Origin of the sequence: Dolichospermum heterosporum TAC447 (genome assembly GCF_024584745.1) — a bacterium.
GTDB classification, from domain to species: Bacteria; Cyanobacteriota; Cyanobacteriia; order Cyanobacteriales; family Nostocaceae; genus Dolichospermum; species Dolichospermum heterosporum.
The window spans coordinates 1,612,142-1,629,806 of the sequence record NZ_CP099464.1; the positions used below are offsets into that span (position 1 = coordinate 1,612,142).

General features: G+C 37.1%; 13 protein-coding genes and 1 CRISPR repeat array (1 of these 14 only partly in view). Of the genes, 11 read left to right on the plus strand and 2 right to left on the minus strand.

Going from position 1 to position 17,665, the window contains the following annotated elements; translation table 11 throughout:
• Window positions 1–412: 412 nt before the first annotated feature.
• Window positions 413–997 carry a hypothetical protein gene (locus tag NG743_RS07310; RefSeq protein WP_257121770.1) on the minus strand — a complete coding sequence of 195 codons (585 nt, stop codon included), beginning with the start codon at window positions 995–997 and terminating at the stop codon, window positions 413–415.
• Window positions 998–1,233: 236 nt separating this feature from the next.
• On the minus strand, window positions 1,234–2,193 hold the full coding sequence (locus tag NG743_RS07315; RefSeq protein ID WP_193965010.1) for an IS110 family RNA-guided transposase: 960 nt from the start codon (window positions 2,191–2,193) through the stop codon (window positions 1,234–1,236).
• A 688-nt stretch (window positions 2,194–2,881) separates the two neighbouring features.
• Between NG743_RS07315 and sipA the strand changes: the two genes are divergently transcribed.
• From sipA to NG743_RS07370, 11 genes are all read left to right on the plus strand, one after another.
• Window positions 2,882–3,124 carry a regulatory protein SipA gene (gene sipA, locus NG743_RS07320; protein WP_027404224.1) on the plus strand — a complete coding sequence of 81 codons (243 nt, stop codon included), beginning with the start codon at window positions 2,882–2,884 and terminating at the stop codon, window positions 3,122–3,124.
• A gap of 56 nt (window positions 3,125–3,180) precedes the next feature.
• Window positions 3,181–3,738, plus strand: a complete 558-nt coding sequence (locus tag NG743_RS07325) for a peroxiredoxin (protein WP_027404223.1) — start codon at window positions 3,181–3,183, stop codon at window positions 3,736–3,738.
• Between the two features lie 511 nt (window positions 3,739–4,249).
• A complete protein-coding gene (locus NG743_RS07330) occupies window positions 4,250–5,119 on the plus strand; it encodes a polyphosphate kinase 2 family protein (RefSeq protein ID WP_027404222.1) in 870 nt (289 codons plus the stop codon).
• 175 nt (window positions 5,120–5,294) lie between these two features.
• The gene (locus tag NG743_RS07335) at window positions 5,295–5,888 is read left to right on the plus strand and encodes a chemotaxis protein CheB (protein ID WP_228044034.1); all 594 of its coding nucleotides are present in this window, start codon (window positions 5,295–5,297) and stop codon (window positions 5,886–5,888) included.
• Window positions 5,889–6,085: 197 nt separating this feature from the next.
• Window positions 6,086–8,014, plus strand: coding sequence for a CheR family methyltransferase (locus tag NG743_RS07340; protein WP_027404220.1), 1,929 nt, complete (start codon window positions 6,086–6,088; stop codon window positions 8,012–8,014).
• A gap of 284 nt (window positions 8,015–8,298) precedes the next feature.
• Complete coding sequence (locus NG743_RS07345) at window positions 8,299–9,738, plus strand: cobyrinic acid a,c-diamide synthase CobB (RefSeq protein ID WP_257121771.1); 1,440 nt, start codon at window positions 8,299–8,301, stop codon at window positions 9,736–9,738.
• A gap of 173 nt (window positions 9,739–9,911) precedes the next feature.
• Entirely contained in the window at window positions 9,912–12,857 is a 2,946-nt protein-coding gene (locus tag NG743_RS07350) for a UPF0182 family protein (RefSeq protein WP_257121772.1), read from the plus strand.
• A gap of 1,839 nt (window positions 12,858–14,696) precedes the next feature.
• A complete protein-coding gene (locus tag NG743_RS07355) occupies window positions 14,697–15,092 on the plus strand; it encodes a hypothetical protein (RefSeq protein ID WP_027404217.1) in 396 nt (131 codons plus the stop codon).
• A 107-nt stretch (window positions 15,093–15,199) separates the two neighbouring features.
• Window positions 15,200–15,484, plus strand: a complete 285-nt coding sequence (locus NG743_RS07360) for a hypothetical protein (RefSeq protein ID WP_257121773.1) — start codon at window positions 15,200–15,202, stop codon at window positions 15,482–15,484.
• Between the two features lie 39 nt (window positions 15,485–15,523).
• Window positions 15,524–15,790: a transposase gene (locus NG743_RS07365; protein ID WP_168636564.1), complete on the plus strand. Its 267-nt coding sequence runs from the start codon at window positions 15,524–15,526 to the stop codon at window positions 15,788–15,790.
• 195 nt (window positions 15,791–15,985) lie between these two features.
• Window positions 15,986–16,324, plus strand: a complete 339-nt coding sequence (locus NG743_RS07370) for an ArsR/SmtB family transcription factor (protein ID WP_193963508.1) — start codon at window positions 15,986–15,988, stop codon at window positions 16,322–16,324.
• Between the two features lie 870 nt (window positions 16,325–17,194).
• Window positions 17,195–17,665: a CRISPR direct-repeat array (repeat unit 37 nt; unit sequence GTTTCAGTCCCCTTGCGGGGATTAGATATGCGGAAAC); it runs 756 nt beyond the window's last position.

Consider the following 17,665-nt stretch of genomic DNA (forward strand, 5'->3'; position numbering starts at 1 on the left):
ATCTCCTAAATAATTCGTCTAATATCCCTAAGTAGTGAGACAGAGTTAATTACACAATGTCATTGCGTTAGCGCAGCGTGGCGTTAGCCATATATAACGTAGTGAAATGAAGCAATCGCCAGGGTTGTGATTGCTTCCCTTCGCTCGCAATGACTGTAAATAAGTAGTGAGACAGAATTAATTACACAATGTTATTGTGTTAGCGCAGCGTGGCGTTAGCCATATATAACGTAGTGAAATGAAGCAATCGCCAGGGTTGTGATTGCTTCCCTTCGCTCGCAATGACTGTAAATATTTTTGTCCAATTACTTAATATTTAAAACGAATTCGTAGGGGCGCAGTCCCTGCGCCCAAACAAGACCTGCACCCAAACAAGACCTGCGCCCAAAATCTTATGCACTCAACATCGTATTTATCTTGAAGATACATTAAAGGAATTTAAAAACCCTTCTATACTCTTAGTCAAAAACTTCTGTCTTTTTTTAGTAGTTTCCGCACTTACTTGATATAACCGGGTTTTAACTAAATATATTCTCCGTTTAACAATGTTTCCTCCCGGTTTACTATAGCTAATTTCCCTGCCAAAATAAGGACATAATCTAATTTTTTGTTCACTAATTAAAGTTCCTTTGGCTTTTTTAACCACATTATTGCGTCCGTTATCTAAAGCCTTTTCAACCAGCTTTTTGCGATTTAATAATTCAATATATTCAGAGGAATAATCAACATAACCAACGGCATAATTAACTTCCTCTTGTTGGCGTTCAACACTAAACAGATTTAATTTAATTTTCCCCGATTTTGTATTTACTGTTTGTTTAGTCTCCCTGGGATTCCCTGGCATTAAAATCCGAAAACTACCGTCAGCAGGAGAAAACAACTTCCAGACAGATTTCGCCACTTTTACCTGTTGGTTAGCGGCTATAGTTGGAGTAATTGTATATCCGCTACATAAAACCACTAGCGCAAGAGAATAATTGAGAAATCTCATTTTCATGGTTATTGTATTGAATTTAATGCTATGAAATTTTATAGGCTCTACCGTTCCCTTTATGTAAAACAATATTTATTGTAGCGACTGTCTTGATTGTCAAGCGATCGTTAGGAAAAATTTAAAGTCTAGGAAAAAAGTCAGAAAATAGAGGAGAAAAACAGAACAGAACAAAACAGGTAAATTATAGATTGCCATAAATTACCAAACTAGATTGGAGGTATAAAAACGACAGTAGAACTTTATGCAGAAATTGGTTGTGAGTCTTGAGAAATAGACCAAGGAAGATGATCTCGAATCATCGCATTTAAAATAACTAACATTTTATGAACGCAAGCAGTAATGGCCAATTTTTTGGGTTTACCACGTTCAACCAAGCGCTCATAAAAAGTTTTGATAACAGGATTATGACGCATGGCAACAACAGCACCCATATAAAGAATGGCACGAACATGGGCGCGACCACCATTAATCATGCGCTTACCTTTGTGCTGACCACTATCATGATTAATTGGTGCAACACCAACTAAGCGAGAGATTTGTTTGGCAGTTAATTGACCTAATTCTGGTAAGTCAGAAACTAAAGTGGTAGAAATTACTTGACCAACGCCAGGAGTAGTTTTGAGTAGATTGACTTTATCAATCCATTGTTGATTATTTTGGGTCAACGTCTCAATTTCTTGATTGAGTTGTTGAAGATGTTGCTCAAGATAATCAATATGGGATTCAATATCTGTCAAAGCTTTACCACGAGCGCGGTCACGGCGATTCTTTTCCGCTGTAGACATTTCTACTAATTGTCTTCGGCGACTAATTAATTCGCCTAATTGACGTGACATTTCACTTTCGATTGCTAACACCTCCGGTTTCATTGCTTCACCGAAATGCGCCAAAATCTGTGCATCAATGGCATCGGTTTTGGCTAACTTACCTGTAGCTTTAGCAAAGTCTCTTCCCTGACGAGGATTGATTAATGCTACTGGTAAAAGAGCCGCTTGCAATTGAATGATTAATTCTGTTTCTAGTCCTCCTGTTGCTTCCAGTACGATTAGGTTTAAATCGTTAGATTGAAGTTGCTTAACTAGATTAGCTATTTCTGTTTCAGTATTAGCAAATTGAAATGCTTTACCCATTGGACGGATATAAACATCAAGTGTTGCTTTACTTACGTCAATGCCTACCCATTGGGAGATATAATCCATTTTTAACTCTCCAATTTCAATTACTTCTTTTTAATTTGTTTTGTTTTTATTCATCCCCTTGATTTCACTCATCCTTGCACGATACGGGCTATATTATCTATGTCTTTGTTCATAGTTTTTACCCCAGGCGACTGTTCGAGTTCTGTCATGGAGATTGTTGTGGTGATCCTTGCTACAAAGCGGTCTTTTCTGACCCAGGTTGGGACGGTCTACCACTTCTTCTAACATACCTCTAAGATACAAGGTTGGGTTGAGGGACGAAACCCAACGTATAGTTATACTGCAAACGGTTCATTCATAGTTTAACCAAATATGAAACCCCTCTGGTAAACCTCTCCCCGCAACGGGGAGAGGCTTTGAACTTGTTCTTTGTATGATAAAAAAGTCCAGCTTCTAGCCGTTTTGAGTATATATAACAAAGTTGCCCACGATAAGTAGTGAGACAGAATTAATTACACAAGATTATTGCGTAAGCGTTGCGTGGCGTTAGCCATAGGGAACGAAGTGAAATGAAGCAATCGCCAGGGTTGTGATTGCTTCCCTTCCCTCGCAATGACTGTAAATATTTTCGTCCAATTACTTACCGGGGTAGGCACTGGGGCGCTACCCCTACACCTACATTAAATCTAAATCTTTTATATAATTAATTTTGCCTGCCTACTTATTCAAAACTACAAACCATTGCAAAATGTCTTCAGAATTCCCAATTGGTAGTAAAGTCCGTGTGGTATCATTGCCACCATACCTGAAAACGGCTGAACCAATGCCTATGTTACGTCCCCCTGAAGTAATTCGTATTGGCGAGGAAGGTATAGTTCTTGACCATCGTCCTGGTGGTTATTGGGGTGTCCGCTTTACTAGAGGTGCTTTTCTCATAGATAGCCAACACATTGAAAGTATCGAAAACCTGTCCGAACCGCAATCAGATTGAAGATAGAGAACAACAAGAATGTAAACTTATATTAAGTTATTCTTTTGGTTGAGAAAATGGGTTCCCGTCGCACTTTTATTAGCATTTTATTTGCTTCTTGTTTGGCTGTTATTAGTTGGTTTAATTTTACCCCTCCTGCTCAAGCTTTAGGTGGTAAATTACCCACAATTAATCAACCTGCACCTGAATTTACTTTACCAACTAATACAGGCAATGGTAAAGTCTCTCTGGCTGATTTTCGGGGTAGGTGGGTGGTTCTTTATTTCTACCCCAAAGATTTTACCTCTGGTTGTACTATTGAAGCCCGACGTTTTCAGCAAGATTTACCTAAATATATTCAGAAAAATACTGAGATTATTGGTATCAGTGCTGATGATGTTGATTCTCATGCAGAATTTTGTGACTCGGAGGGGTTAAAATTTCCTTTGTTAGCTGATATTAAGGGTGAAGTTAGTAAGGCTTATGGTTCTTGGATAGGTGTTGTCTCTATGCGCCATAGTTTTATTATTGATCCTCAAGGGATATTACGCACAACTTTTGTGAAGGTTAATCCTAGTATTCACAGTATGCAAGTTCTGGAAATGTTGAACAAGTTGCAATCTTCTGTTTCTTAGAAAGGTGGCGATTAGAAAGGCGGCGATTAGAAAGACGGCGATTAGAAAGATGCCTCCGGCACGCTTCGCGGACGCGGCTACACAAACAAAGTCCACCTTCGTGGACTAAGGGACTTCCAATTAAAAAAATACCCAAAAATTTCTTGTGGTGCGGGCATCTTGCCCGCTAACCATCAAGGACGGGCAGGATGCCCATCCCACAAAATTGGGTAATTTATTTTTTGGTGTTCCCTAAGTAGGTGGGCGGAGGAAAATCAAAATATATTTCGTTTTTTGAAATGGCTAAAAATCAACGACAATAACCCATCGAGGTGAATTTACATATCGTTACACATTTTGGTTATTTCACGTCCACCTACTTAATAAGTAGTGAGACAGAATTAATTAAGTAGGTGAACACAATAAAACCAAACTGTGTAAAGAAACGTAAAATCGCCCAAACCCTCTTCACTCTTGCCTCTTGCCTTGCCATAACGACAATTTTCAACGCCAACCTACTTAATTTTTTGATATGAATCATGATCCTTATATTGTTAAACCAGGTGATCAAATTTCTTTGATCAAGGACTATAATCCAGGTTATAGATGCGAGTTTCACCCAAAAACTGATGCGATTAAAAAATTAAAAACAGGTGTTTTACAACTAGCTAAATATCAAGATGTTCTCTATGCCCAAAATAGTTATTCTTTGTTAATTATTTTTCAAGCTATGGATGCTGCTGGTAAGGATAGCACCATTAAGCACGTGATGTCGGGGGTGAATCCCCAAGGGTGCCAGGTATTTAGTTTTAAATCTCCTAGTGAGGAAGAATTAGATCATGATTATTTATGGCGTTCGATGAAGTCTCTCCCGGAAAGGGGTAGAATTGGCATTTTTAATCGTTCATATTACGAGGAATTACTTATAGTTCGTGTCCATCCAGAAATTCTTAAAAAACAACAATTACCCAAGTTTCCTCAAGGTAATCAGATATGGAAACAGCGATTTGAGGAAATTAATAATTTTGAAAAATACTTGGTTAATAATGGGGTAATTGTGCTGAAGTTTTTTCTAAATGTCTCAAAATCGGTGCAAAGAAAGCGGTTTTTAGCACGGATTGATTCACCGGAAAAACATTGGAAATTTTCTGCTAGTGATATCCGAGAAAGGGCTTTTTGGGATGATTATATGGATGCTTATGAGCAAGTTTTTAACAATACAAGTACAGAATTAGCTCCTTGGTATATTGTTCCTGCTGATCGGAAATGGTTTACACGGTTGGTGGTAGCAGATATTATTTGCACAAAGTTACAGGAGTTAAATTTGCAATATCCTGAAATTAGTGAGGAAAATAAAAAGCAATTACAGGAAGCTAAAAAAAATCTGGAAGCAGAAAATTAGCTTTGTCAGTGAAATGTGAACAAAAAGATCCCCGACTTCTTAAAGAAGTCGGGGATCTAAGCATTTATATGTTTACAAATTAGCTATGATTGATTCATAGGTCTGTAGGTACAGGGAATGAGTTGAAAATTTAGATATCTTAGAGTTGGGAAAGATGATAATTTTCAGGATAAATATGCCAAATCTTCCTAACTTTGATATTGTGGCTTTAGCGGCTTCGGCTGGTGGATTAACGGCATTAATTGAGGTGCTTTCAAATTTACCTGCAAATTTCCGAGCAGCAATTGTTGTGGTTCAACATTTAGATCCTCGTCATCCATCCCTGATGGCAGAAATTCTCAGTCGTCGGACTCCACTGAAAGTAGTTCAGGCACAGCAAGGAGATGAACTCACTTCAGGGACTGTTTATATTGCTCCTCCGAATAACCACTTGTTGGTGAATAGTGATGGTACAGCTTCTTTGTCTCAGTCGGAAATGGTGCATTTTCTCCGTCCTTCGGCGGATTTGTTGTTTGAATCCGTGGCAGCAAGTTATAAAGAAAGAGCGATCGCTGTTGTCCTTACAGGAACTGGTAGTGATGGCGCAATGGGTGTGGAAGCAGTCAAAAAAATGGGTGGGACGGTAATTGTCCAGGATGACAAAAGTGCTGAATTTCCGGGAATGCCATCTTCAGCAATTAAGACAGGGAATGTAGATTTTATCCTGCCTTTAACAGAAATTTCCTCAGCTTTGATAACTTTGGTTATGTCTTATGCTACTTCATCATAATTTCCATGCTGTTCTGCCATAACATATTACAAATTTATGTTGTTATCGGAGGCTTGCTATGTATAACAATAGTTTTGCAAGTTCAATATTCTCGATTCTTCGGTACTGGTTATGCTCAACCGATAAGTTGAGAAAAGGGAATAGGGAACAGGGGAAGTTTATCATTTATAATTATCTATGATGTGTATCTATTGCTTATGAATGCTCCACACAAGGATCTGGATTTTGAAAATCTCCTAGAATATTTGAAAATCAATCGAGGGTTTGATTTCAGCGGTTATAAACGTTCAACTTTAATGCGTCGTGTTATTAAAGAGATGGAGACTTTAAATATAGATAGCTTTGTGAATTATCAAGATTATTTAGAAGTTCATCCAGATGAATTTAAAAATTTATTTAATACTATTTTAATTAATGTAACTGCTTTTTTTAGAGATAGTTCAGCTTGGGAATATTTAGCCAAGAAAATTATCCCTAATATCATCAAAAATAAACAACAAGATGAACAGATTCGGTGCTGGAGTGCTGGTTGTGCTTCTGGACAAGAGGCTTATACTTTAGCAATGGTCTTATCAGAAATATTGGGAATGGAAGAGTTTCGTAGACGGGTAAAAATCTACGCGACAGATGTAGATGAAGAAGCTCTTTTTCAAGCTCGTCAAGCTAGTTATTCAGCAAAAAATATTATTGAAGTTCCCTTAGAACTGCGCGACAAATATTTTGATCTAGTGAATAAAAACTATGTTTTTCGTCAAGATTTACGTCGTTGCGTGATTTTTGGTCGTCATGATTTACTTCAGGATGCACCAATTTCTCGTTTAGATTTATTGATTTGTCGCAATACGTTAATGTATTTTAATTCGGAAACACAAGGAAAGATTATCAATCGGTTTCATTTTGCGCTTAATGACCATGGCTATCTGTTTTTAGGAAAAGCAGAGATGTTAGTCATGCACTCTAATTTATTTATCCCCATAGATTTAAAAGATCGTGTATTTGCGAAAGTATCTTTGGAAAATATGAATGATCGTCGATTGCTGCTTACAAATATCAAAAGTCCAGCTTCAAATAAGAATATAGATTATGAAATGCAGATTAAAGAATTGGCTTTTGATACTGCATCTAATGCCCAAATTGTGATTGATAATAATGGTAAGTTAATCATGATTAATGAAGAAGCTCGAAATTTATTTGGACTAACAGTTAGAGATTTAAACCGCCCTTTTCATAATTTAGAACTATCTTATAGACCTGTGGAATTACGCTCAATAATTGAACGGGTCTATAATGAACGTCATCCTATTACACTCACAAATATTGAACGTTATCAATCTAATTCAGAACTTCAACATTTAGATGTGCGGATTATTCCTCTACAAGATACTGATCAAAATATTGTCGGTGTGACAATTTCTTTTAATGATGTCAGTCCTTATATCAAACTCCATACAGAACTACAACGCTCTCGACAGGAATTAGAAACAACTAATGAAGAATTGCAATCTACTAATGAAGAATTACAATCTACCAATGAAGAACTAGAAACAACCAATGAGGAATTACAATCTACCAATGAGGAATTAGAAACAACCAATGAGGAAATTCAATCAACAAATCAAGAAATGGAGACAATGAATGAAGAACTCCAATCTGCTAATGAAGAGTTACAAACAATAAATAATGAATTAAGCGATCGCACCACTGAACTTGACCAAACTAATATTTTTCTTGCTTCTATCTTAGACTCTCTGCAAATGGGAATAGTAGTTATGGATAGTAGTTTTAATATTTTAATTTGGAATCATACAGTTGAAGATCTGTGGGGTTTACGCAGTGATGAAGTAATAAATAAATCTTTGTTTAGTTTGGATATCGGGGTACCTATAGAACAATTGCGAAATCCCATTCGTGATACTATGTCTGGTAAGAAGAAATTACAGGAAATGCTTCTGAATGCCACCAACCGTCGCGGTAAAAAAATCCAATGTTATGTTGCCTGTAGTCCTTTACTAGAAGAAACAATAGTAGGTATCATTATAATGATGACTGATGTAGAAAAAATCAATAGTATGATTTCTCCAGTGGACATTGAAGAAAGACAACGGGAAGGATCAGAAAATATTTAGCCCCGCTATCGGCGACGGTCAGTCGCTACTACACAAACAAAGTCCACCTGCGTGGACTAAGGGAACACCAAAAAATAAATTACCCAATTTTGTGGGATGGGCATCCTGCCCGTCCTTGATGGTTAGCGGGCAAGATGCCCGCACCACAAGAAATTTTTGGGTATTTTTTTAATTGGAAGTCCCTAAGAAAAATCAAGGTTTTTAACCCACGCAGGTGGGTTTTGCCCGTATAGCCGCGACTTCTAGTCGCTAAGTACAATTATTTTTACATAATCTTATAATCTATGTCTATAATTATTGCTGGAGAACGGAGTGGAGTCGGGAAAACAACAGTTACACTTACCCTATTAGCATCTTTACGTCGTCGTGGTGTAAAAGTGCAATCTTTTAAGGTGGGACCCGATTATATTGATCCGATGTTTCATCAATATGTTACTGGTCTTCCTTGCCGAAATTTAGATGCTGTGCTAACTTCAGAAAGTTATGTGCAGCAATGTTTTCACCATCATTCTCCCCAGTCTGAATATACTTTAGTTGAAGGGGTAATGGGTTTGTTTGATGGTATTAGCCATTTATCAACCACAAGTGAAAAAACCGACTTTGCGAGTACAGCGCACGTTGCTAGATTGTTAGATATACCAATAATATTAGTAATTGATTGTAGCCGTTTATCGGGTTCAGTAGCTGCGATCGCTCACGGTTATTGTTCTTTAGATAGTAGAATTAAAGTTGCTGGATTAGTCTTAAATCGAGTCGGAAGCGATCGGCATTTATCATTATTAAAAGCTGCCCTTTCACCTTTACAATTACCCATACTCGGTGTCTTACGACGACAAGATAATATTACCATTCCTGACCGTCATCTCGGTTTAATTCCCACCGCAGAACTAGCAGAATTAGATCAAATAATTAATAGTTTGGCCGATTTAGGTGATATTTACTTTGATTGGGATAAACTTCTCCCACTTTTAAAATCAGCATCTTCCCCAAATTTCCATACCCCACCCGTGCTATCGCCCACCCTCCCCTTAGGAAGGGGAGGACTGGAGAGGGGTATACCTCATAAAGCTGAAATAAGCTGTAAAATTGCTGTAGCGCGAGATCAAGCCTTTAATTTTTACTATCAAGATAACTTAGATCTACTAGAAGAATTAGGAGCAGAATTAGTATTTTGGAGTCCATTAAATGATGATCAATTACCCAAAGATATCCAAGGAATGTATTTTGGTGGAGGGTTTCCTGAAGTATTCGCACAACAATTATCTAAAAATACCAGCCTAATAGAAACAGTCAAAAACTCAATTTTAGCAGGAATACCCACAATTGCGGAATGTGGAGGATTGATGTATTTGTGTGAGAAAATTATTGATTTTGATGGTAACTCTTGGTCAATGGTAGGAATATTACCCACTTATGCACAAATGGATAAAAGATTAACATTAGGATATCGTCGCGCAGTAGTTTTAGAAAATACTTTTTTACTTGATAGCAATCAAAACATTTTTGGACATGAATTTCATCGTTCTCATTTAATCACTAATTCTCCCCAACCATTATTTAATACCTATCGCTATGATTGTGATGAAAATACAGGTTTTGAAGGTTGGTATTTACCTAATGTTCATGCTTCTTATATTCATCAACACTGGGGAGAAAGTAGAGAAATTCCTCAAAGATTTATCCAGAAATGTTTAAGAGGATGTTTGAAAAGTCGTATCCCGTAATTTTCATCACATTGTTACCCCCCTTTCCCCTTATAAAGGGGGGTAACAATAAAAATCCAGTTCCCTCCCCTTACTAAGGGGAGGGTTAGGGTGGGGTAAAAAATATTTGACAACCATAACTTTTAAAACACCCTCTAAAATCCTAGTGACAAATGACATTAAATGTTTTAAAAATGAAACCTATTAGAGTTTTTATAGGATGTTTGAGTTTGTGGCTATTCTTAGATATAGCTGCTTATTTGGGTGCGGAAATTTTTTGGTTTCAGGAAGTTGGTTATATAGAAGTATTTTTGCAAAGATTGTTAACTCAGGGGAGTTTATGGTTGTTTATTGTGAGTTTGAGCGCCATTTACTTATTAGGAAATCTCACTTTAGCTGAGAGGTTGAAATATCCCCCTTTTTCTCATTCTATTCCGGTACAGGAACTAAAAATTAGTCAAAAATTAACGAGTTTTCTTAGTCCTCAATATCCCAGAAATAATCAATTCCCTCAATGGCAAAATTATACCAGTAAAATTAAATTGCGATCGCTCTTACCTCTAATATTAGGGTTAATTTTTTTACTGTGCCTAATGCTAATACACTATGGAAACATTGCCCTCTCCTATTGGTTAGAGAAAGTTAATCAATCTAGTTTATCAGTACCACTATTATTTCGAGCCGAGATAATTTTACAGTTGGGAAGACAGATAATTTCTCAACCTTGGTCTTTAGGACTATTGGGGGGATTATCTATGGCTATATTAATTTATAGCAAATTGTGCTTCAGGGCGATCGCTATTATTTTTAGTCTTATCTTTGGCTGGATACTATCTCAACATTGGGCAAAAATTCTCTTATCTTTTCATCCTATTTCCTTTGATCATCCTGAACCATTATTTGGCAAGGATATCAGTTTTTATATTTTCCATCTCCCCATTTGGGAACTTTTAGGATTTTGGTTAATAGGATTATCCCTATATGCTTGTATTAGCGTCATTCTCACCTATTTATTATCAGCAAATAGTCTCAGTCAAGCCGTTTTTCCCGGATTTTCTTCTCCACAAATGCGCCATTTATCGGGATTAGTCGGCTGTTTAATGTTAGTCGTATCTTTAAATTATTGGCTCAGTCGTTATCAACTCCTATACTCGGTTCGTGGTGTCAGTTATGGAGCTAGTTATACTGATGTTAAAGCCCAATTACCAGCAGATACAATACTGTATATTTTATCAGTAGCTATAGCCTTATACTTATTATGGTTAACTGTATTTTGGCAACAAAAATCTTCACATCATCGCCGGGTAAGTTATGCTTTAGGTATTTATATAACTTTGATATTCATAGGTAATTTCATTGTACCTATGGCTGTACAAAATTTTATTGTTGAGCCAAATGAATTACAAAAAGAACAACCTTATATAATGCGAAATATCGCCCTAACTCGTCAAGCATTTAATTTAGATGTCATTGACTCTCAAATATTTAACCCCATAGGAAAACTCACAGAAGCAGATATCAAAGCTAATGAATTGACAATTAGAAATATTCGGCTTTGGGATCAAGAACCATTATTAAAAACTAACCGTCAGTTACAACAAATTCGCCCTTATTATAAATTTTCCGATGCTGATATTGATAGATATTTAATTAAAAATAACGGTAATCAGGAAAAACAACAGGTACTAATTGCAGCGAGAGAATTAAATTATCCAGATGTTCCCCTCCAAGCACAAACATGGGTAAACCAAAATATGATTTATACTCATGGTTATGGCTTCACTATGAGTCCCGTCAATACCGTTGCTGCTGGTGGATTACCAGAATATTTTGTCAAAGATATTAGTGAAAATGGTAGCGTATTAAATACTTCTAGTCCTAATATTCGGGAAAGTATTCCTATCGGACAACCACGAATTTATTATGGAGAAATTAGTAATACTCACGTCATGACTGGGACAAAAGTTAAAGAATTAGATTATCCCAGTGGCAGCGATAATGTTTATAATAGTTATGATGGATTAGGGGGTATTCATATCAACTCTCTATGGCGAAGATGGCTATTTTCCCTATATTTAAAAGACTGGAGAATGATATTTACTAGAGATTTTTTACCAGAAACTAAAATATTATTACGGCGGAATATTAACCAACGAATTCGCACCATTGCCCCTTTCTTAAAATTTGATAGTGATCCTTATTTAGTTGTAGCAGATGCCCATATAGATGGTCAAAATCAACAATTTCCTGGCAAAGAAAATTATCTTTATTGGATAGTTGATGCTTACACCACAAGCGATCGCTATCCTTACTCAGATACAGGTAAAAATAGTATTAACTATATCCGTAACTCTGTTAAAGTCGTCATTGATGCTAACAACGGTACAGTAAGATTTTACATTGCTGATGCCTCCGATCCATTAATTACAGCTTGGTCAAAAATATTTCCCAAAATGTTTCAACCACTGAATAATTTACCAATCAATCTCCGCACTCATCTCCGCTATCCAGTAGATTATTTCAAAATTCAATCTGAACGCTTAATGATCTACCACATGACAGATACCCAAGTATTTTATAATCGGGAGGATCAATGGCAGATTCCCAATGAAATCTATGGTAACGAGAGCCGTAAAGTTGAACCCTACTATTTAATAACCAGTCTCCCCAACGTTTCCTTTGAAGAATTCATCCTCCTACTTCCCTACACACCCAAACAACGCACCAATTTAATCGCTTGGTTAGCAGCACGTTCCGACGGTGAAAATTATGGCAAATTAGTATTATATAACTTTCCCAAAGAACGTTTAATTTATGGACAAGAACAAATTGAAGCCAGAATAAATCAAGATCCAGTTATTTCTCAACAAATTTCCCTATGGAATCGTCAAGGTTCAAGAGTAATTCAAGGTAATCTGTTAATAGTTCCCATTGAGCAATCATTACTATATGTTGAACCAATTTATTTAGAAGCCACACAAAATAGTTTACCAACATTAGTGAGAGTAGTCGTAGCCTATGAAAATCGCATCATCATGGCACCCACCCTAGAACAAGCACTACAAGGAATCTTTCAACCAGAACTCGCACCACCAGCAACTATTATTCGTCCCCTAGAAAACGAAATACCCGCTGGCTAAATAGCTGATATTTCAACTCAGAATTATACTGATTTTAGTTTAAACTAATAAGTAATTAGTCATTGCGAGCGAAGGGAAGCAATCACAACCCTGGCGATTGCTTCATTTCATTCGCAATGACATTGTGTAAGTAGGTTGGCGTTGAAAATTGTCATTATGGCAAGGCAAGAGGCAAGAGGGTTTGGGCGATTTTACTTTTCTTTACACAGTTTGGTTTTATTGTGTTCACCTACTTATACTGATTTTAGTTTAAACTAATAAGTAATTAGTCATTGCGAGGGAAGGGAAGCAATCACAACCCTGGCGATTGCTTCATTTCATTCGCAATGACATTGTGTAAGTAGGTTGGCGTTGAAAATTGTCGTTATGGCAAGGCAAGAGGCAAGAGTGAAGAGGGTTTGGGCGATTTTACTTTTCTTTACACAGTTTGGTTTTATTGTGTTCACCTACTTATACTGATTTTAGTTTAAACTAATAAGTAATTAGTCATTGCGAGCGAAGGGAAGCAATCACAACCCTGGCGATTGCTTCATTTCATTCGCAATGACATTGTGTAAGTAGGTTGGCGTTGAAAATTGTCGTTATGGCAAGGCAAGAGGCAAAAGTGAAGAGGGTTTGGGCGATTTTACGTTTCTTTACACAGTTTGGTTTTATTGTGTTCACCTACTTATACTGATTTTAGTTTAAACTAATAAGTAATTAGTCATTGCGAGGGAAGGGAAGCAATCACAACCCTGGCGATTGCTTCATTTCATTCGCAATGACATTGTGTAAGTAGGTTGGCGTTGAAAATTGTCGTTATGGCAAGGCAAGAGGCAAGAGGGTTTGGGCGATTTTACGTTTCTTTACACAGTTTGGTTTTATTGTGTTCACCTACTTATACTGATTTTAGTTTAAACTAATAAGTAATTAGTCATTGCGAGCGAAGGGAAGCAATCACAACCCTGGCGATTGCTTCATTTCATTCGCAATGACATTGTGTAAGTAGGTTGGCGTTGAAAATTGTCGTTATGGCAAGGCAAGAGGCAAGAGTGAAGAGGGTTTGGGCGATTTTACTTTTCTTTACACAGATTGGTTTTAGGGACTTCCAATTAAAAAAATCCCCAAAAGTTTCTTGTGGTGCGGGACGAATTGCCCGCTAATTACCAAGGACAGGCAGGATGCCCATCCCACAAAATTGGGTAATTTATTTTTTGGTGATCCCTTATTGTGTTCACCTACTTACAATTAAATTAATTAATGTATCGGTGTTCTAGAAATTCAAAAATTTAAAAACCTATTAGAGTAAGCCGCAAAATAAATGATCCTGTTTTGTCATGCTGAGTGTAGCGTTCGCGGAGCGTGGCGTTAGCCATAGCGAAACGAAGCATCTCTTGAGATTCTTCACTACACTTCGTTTCGTAATGCCTATGGCAGCGCGAACAGAATGACATTGAGCATTTCTTTTTGTGGAGTTCTCTTACCAACTGTATTTTTAATATCCACGTACTACTTCAGGTATATATTCACATAATAAAAAACAAAACTATTGACAGAGATAACTAATCTTTACTTTTGATAAACCTATAATCAGAAGCCATATACAGCTTTACCCAAACAAAGCATAGACTTAAATTAAAAGTTTCAAAATCAAACATCAGTCACAATTAAAACAGACTTTATATTGAGGGGTTTGCCACTTGGTTCTGTCACAGTTGTCAATTTACAGTGCTTTCTGATGTTATGAGGTACAGTTTTTTATCGCAAAACCTGTAGGGGAACAGGGTCTGCGCCCTCCATTGTATTTTATGAAACCGAGAATTGCTGTAAGAACCATTATAGATAATTAAGGAAAATAAGATGTATATAGAGCAGGTATTGGGAAATACATTCATAACCGACAATACCAACTTGTCCATTGCTCAAGGTGCAGTTCAACAAGAAAAAGTCCAAGTGCAATATCACAATATCCAAATACCAGATTTAGCACTATCTTTAGCTCCTCTGGGATTTATTTTTGTTTGGGCTGTTTTTCTCCTGCTTTTTCATAAAATCCGCACCAATGCAGATGATAAGGTATGCGTAAAAAACAAAATTCTACAAAAAGTCCCCTGTAAAAAATGTCAATTTTTTGCCAATAACCATTATTTAAAATGTGCCGTCAAGCCTGATACTGTTCTCACAGAAGAAGCCATAGACTGCTCTGAATACGTGCCTAAAAAGGTCAGCTTCCCCCCTAAAAACTTATTTCAATAAATATCAGATCCCCGACTTCTTACAGCAAATTGTCATCAAACCCGGAACAAGAACCCCACCCCCAACCCCCTCCCCGCAAGCGATGAGGGGGCTAAGATGTACTTTATATGATTGGAAATCGCTGTGAAGAAGTCGGGGATCTAAGATTGCTAAACTTACCAGTAATGGTAGCACTAATTCTCAGTTTAGTTTATCGACAAATAGCGGGATTATCAGAAGCAGTAAGAGTATTAAAAGAAGAAGGATTATTATGGGTAGAACCAATAGAATTTAGCAAACAAGCATTATCAAAAAGATTAAAAATAAGCGAAGATAATTCATCAAAATTAGGTGGGAAAATCATGATAATTGTCGAAGCTTTTAACCAAAATCTCGTCAAATTATGGTATTAACAAAATCCCAAAAGTCATGACCAAAACTGGGGAAAAGATTTGTTAGATAAACTGCCAGAAAGAGGCTTGATAATAGTGGATCTAGGATTTTTTAGCTTTAATTGGTTTGACAAATTAACCGAGAGTAAAAAGTACTTTATTACCAGAATAAAAGAAAAAACAAATTATAAAGTTAAACAAGTATTATCTCAATGCACTTATTATAAAGATGAAATTATCATCATGGGTAAATATCGTTCAAATCCATGTAAATATCCAGTGCGATTAGTATCAGTTTTAATTTGGGAGGCTGTACCGTTAAGTTGACACCAATGATCACTGCTAAACCCCTACCCGCTTAAATCAAATAATTAAGCCGTGTTGAGTATAATTGACGGGTAAATAAATTTTTCCTCTTCCTTCTTCCTTCGCTCTCTTTGCGTCCAGAAGTATGGCTAACGCCACGCTGCGCTATCAGCAAGACCTATCTAGAAAATCAAATATCATGAGGATGGATACCTAATGCTCTTAAATAAACCACTAACTTTTCCTATTGCCACTCACAATTTAATAGTATTGGGTTTTCATGCCCTATCAGATCCCATTAGAATGAGTGTTATAGAACTTCTGCGTCAGCGTGAACTATGTGTATGTGATTTATGTGATGCTTTAGAAATAAATCAATCAAAACTTTCTTTTCATCTCAAAACCCTCAAAGAAGCAAGTCTAGTAAATTCCCGTCAAGAGGGACGCTGGATTTATTACAGCTTGAATATTCCCCAATTTCAGATTTTAGAAACATATCTGGGGGAATTTCGCGTCAATTCTGGACTTTTATCCCCTCGTTCCTGTGGTGAATAGTTGATTTTTATTTCTCGTTCCCATACCCTGTATGGGGAATGAATTACAGAAGGCTCTGCCTTCAACACTGGTATCAACTTAACGCAAAACCCATAGCCCCACTGGGAATTCATTCCCAGTCTCATAGCAAAAGTTGTCTTTTGATGACTAAATAGGGTTTGCTGAAAAATTTGTCTGTGAGGGCAGGGAACTCTTAACTGGGAACAGAGAACAGGGAACAGTTTTAGCTATGTGGATATCCTCAATTTTCCAAATCCGACAAGGAAAAATGCACCTATTTTGAGACACCATCAGCCAAAACCTTGCACTTTTTTTGAGATAAAAATCTGTAAAACCTTTATTAATAAACAGTTTTATACTCAAAACGGCTAGAAGCTGGACTCTTTTACCATACAAAGAACAACGGATAAGCCATTTCTAACTTAAGTTGACACCAATGAGCAGTGCTAAACCCCTACACATCTGGGTTCTTTGTCATTTGGCAAAAGTTTAAATCTCACCCGTGTTTAGTATAATGCCTCCAGCGATCGCAGGGATACCCCACACTTCATGAACGTTCCATTCCTCCGCGTTCACGCAGTGTCCCGCAGGGATACATTTACGTTCCACAACCTACTAATAGACATCTCCAAAAAAGATTGTAGAGACGTTCCATGGAACGTCTCTACAGGGTTTTCAGGTCAAGTATCTTTATTTTTTGGAGATGTCTAAGCTGTTGTGCATTTAGTTTGTATAATTCTAGCGGGCAAGATGCCCGCACTACAAAGTTCAAGTAAATTATGGTTATCAAATTTAGCTGCGTAACAGCTTAATGACTTTTCAGGCTTAACCAAGCAGTATTGCTTCAAGTTCTATCATCAGTTATTTATTTTTTCAGTCCCCTTGCGGGGATTAGATATGCGGAAACACATTTGTGTAGCAGCTTTTGTTCGTCACTTAATCAAGTTTCAGTCCCCTTGCGGGGATTAGATATGCGGAAACACAAACATAGCAAAATAATATACCAAAATATGAAACGTTTCAGTCCCCTTGCGGGGATTAGATATGCGGAAACTTTTTTCGCATCTTTGCGAACACCACCAACTTCAACGTTTCAGTCCCCTTGCGGGGATTAGATATGCGGAAACCTTAGTATCGACATCCCTTTAAAGGAATTTATTGGTAGTTTCAGTCCCCTTGCGGGGATTAGATATGCGGAAACCTTAATGTAATTATAAGTGTAAAGGTTGAGGAATGAAAAGTTTCAGTCCCCTTGCGGGGATTAGATATGCGGAAACATTTCCTGATCCTGCACAAGAACTGGAGATAATTAATGTTTCAGTCCCCTTGCGGGGATTAGAT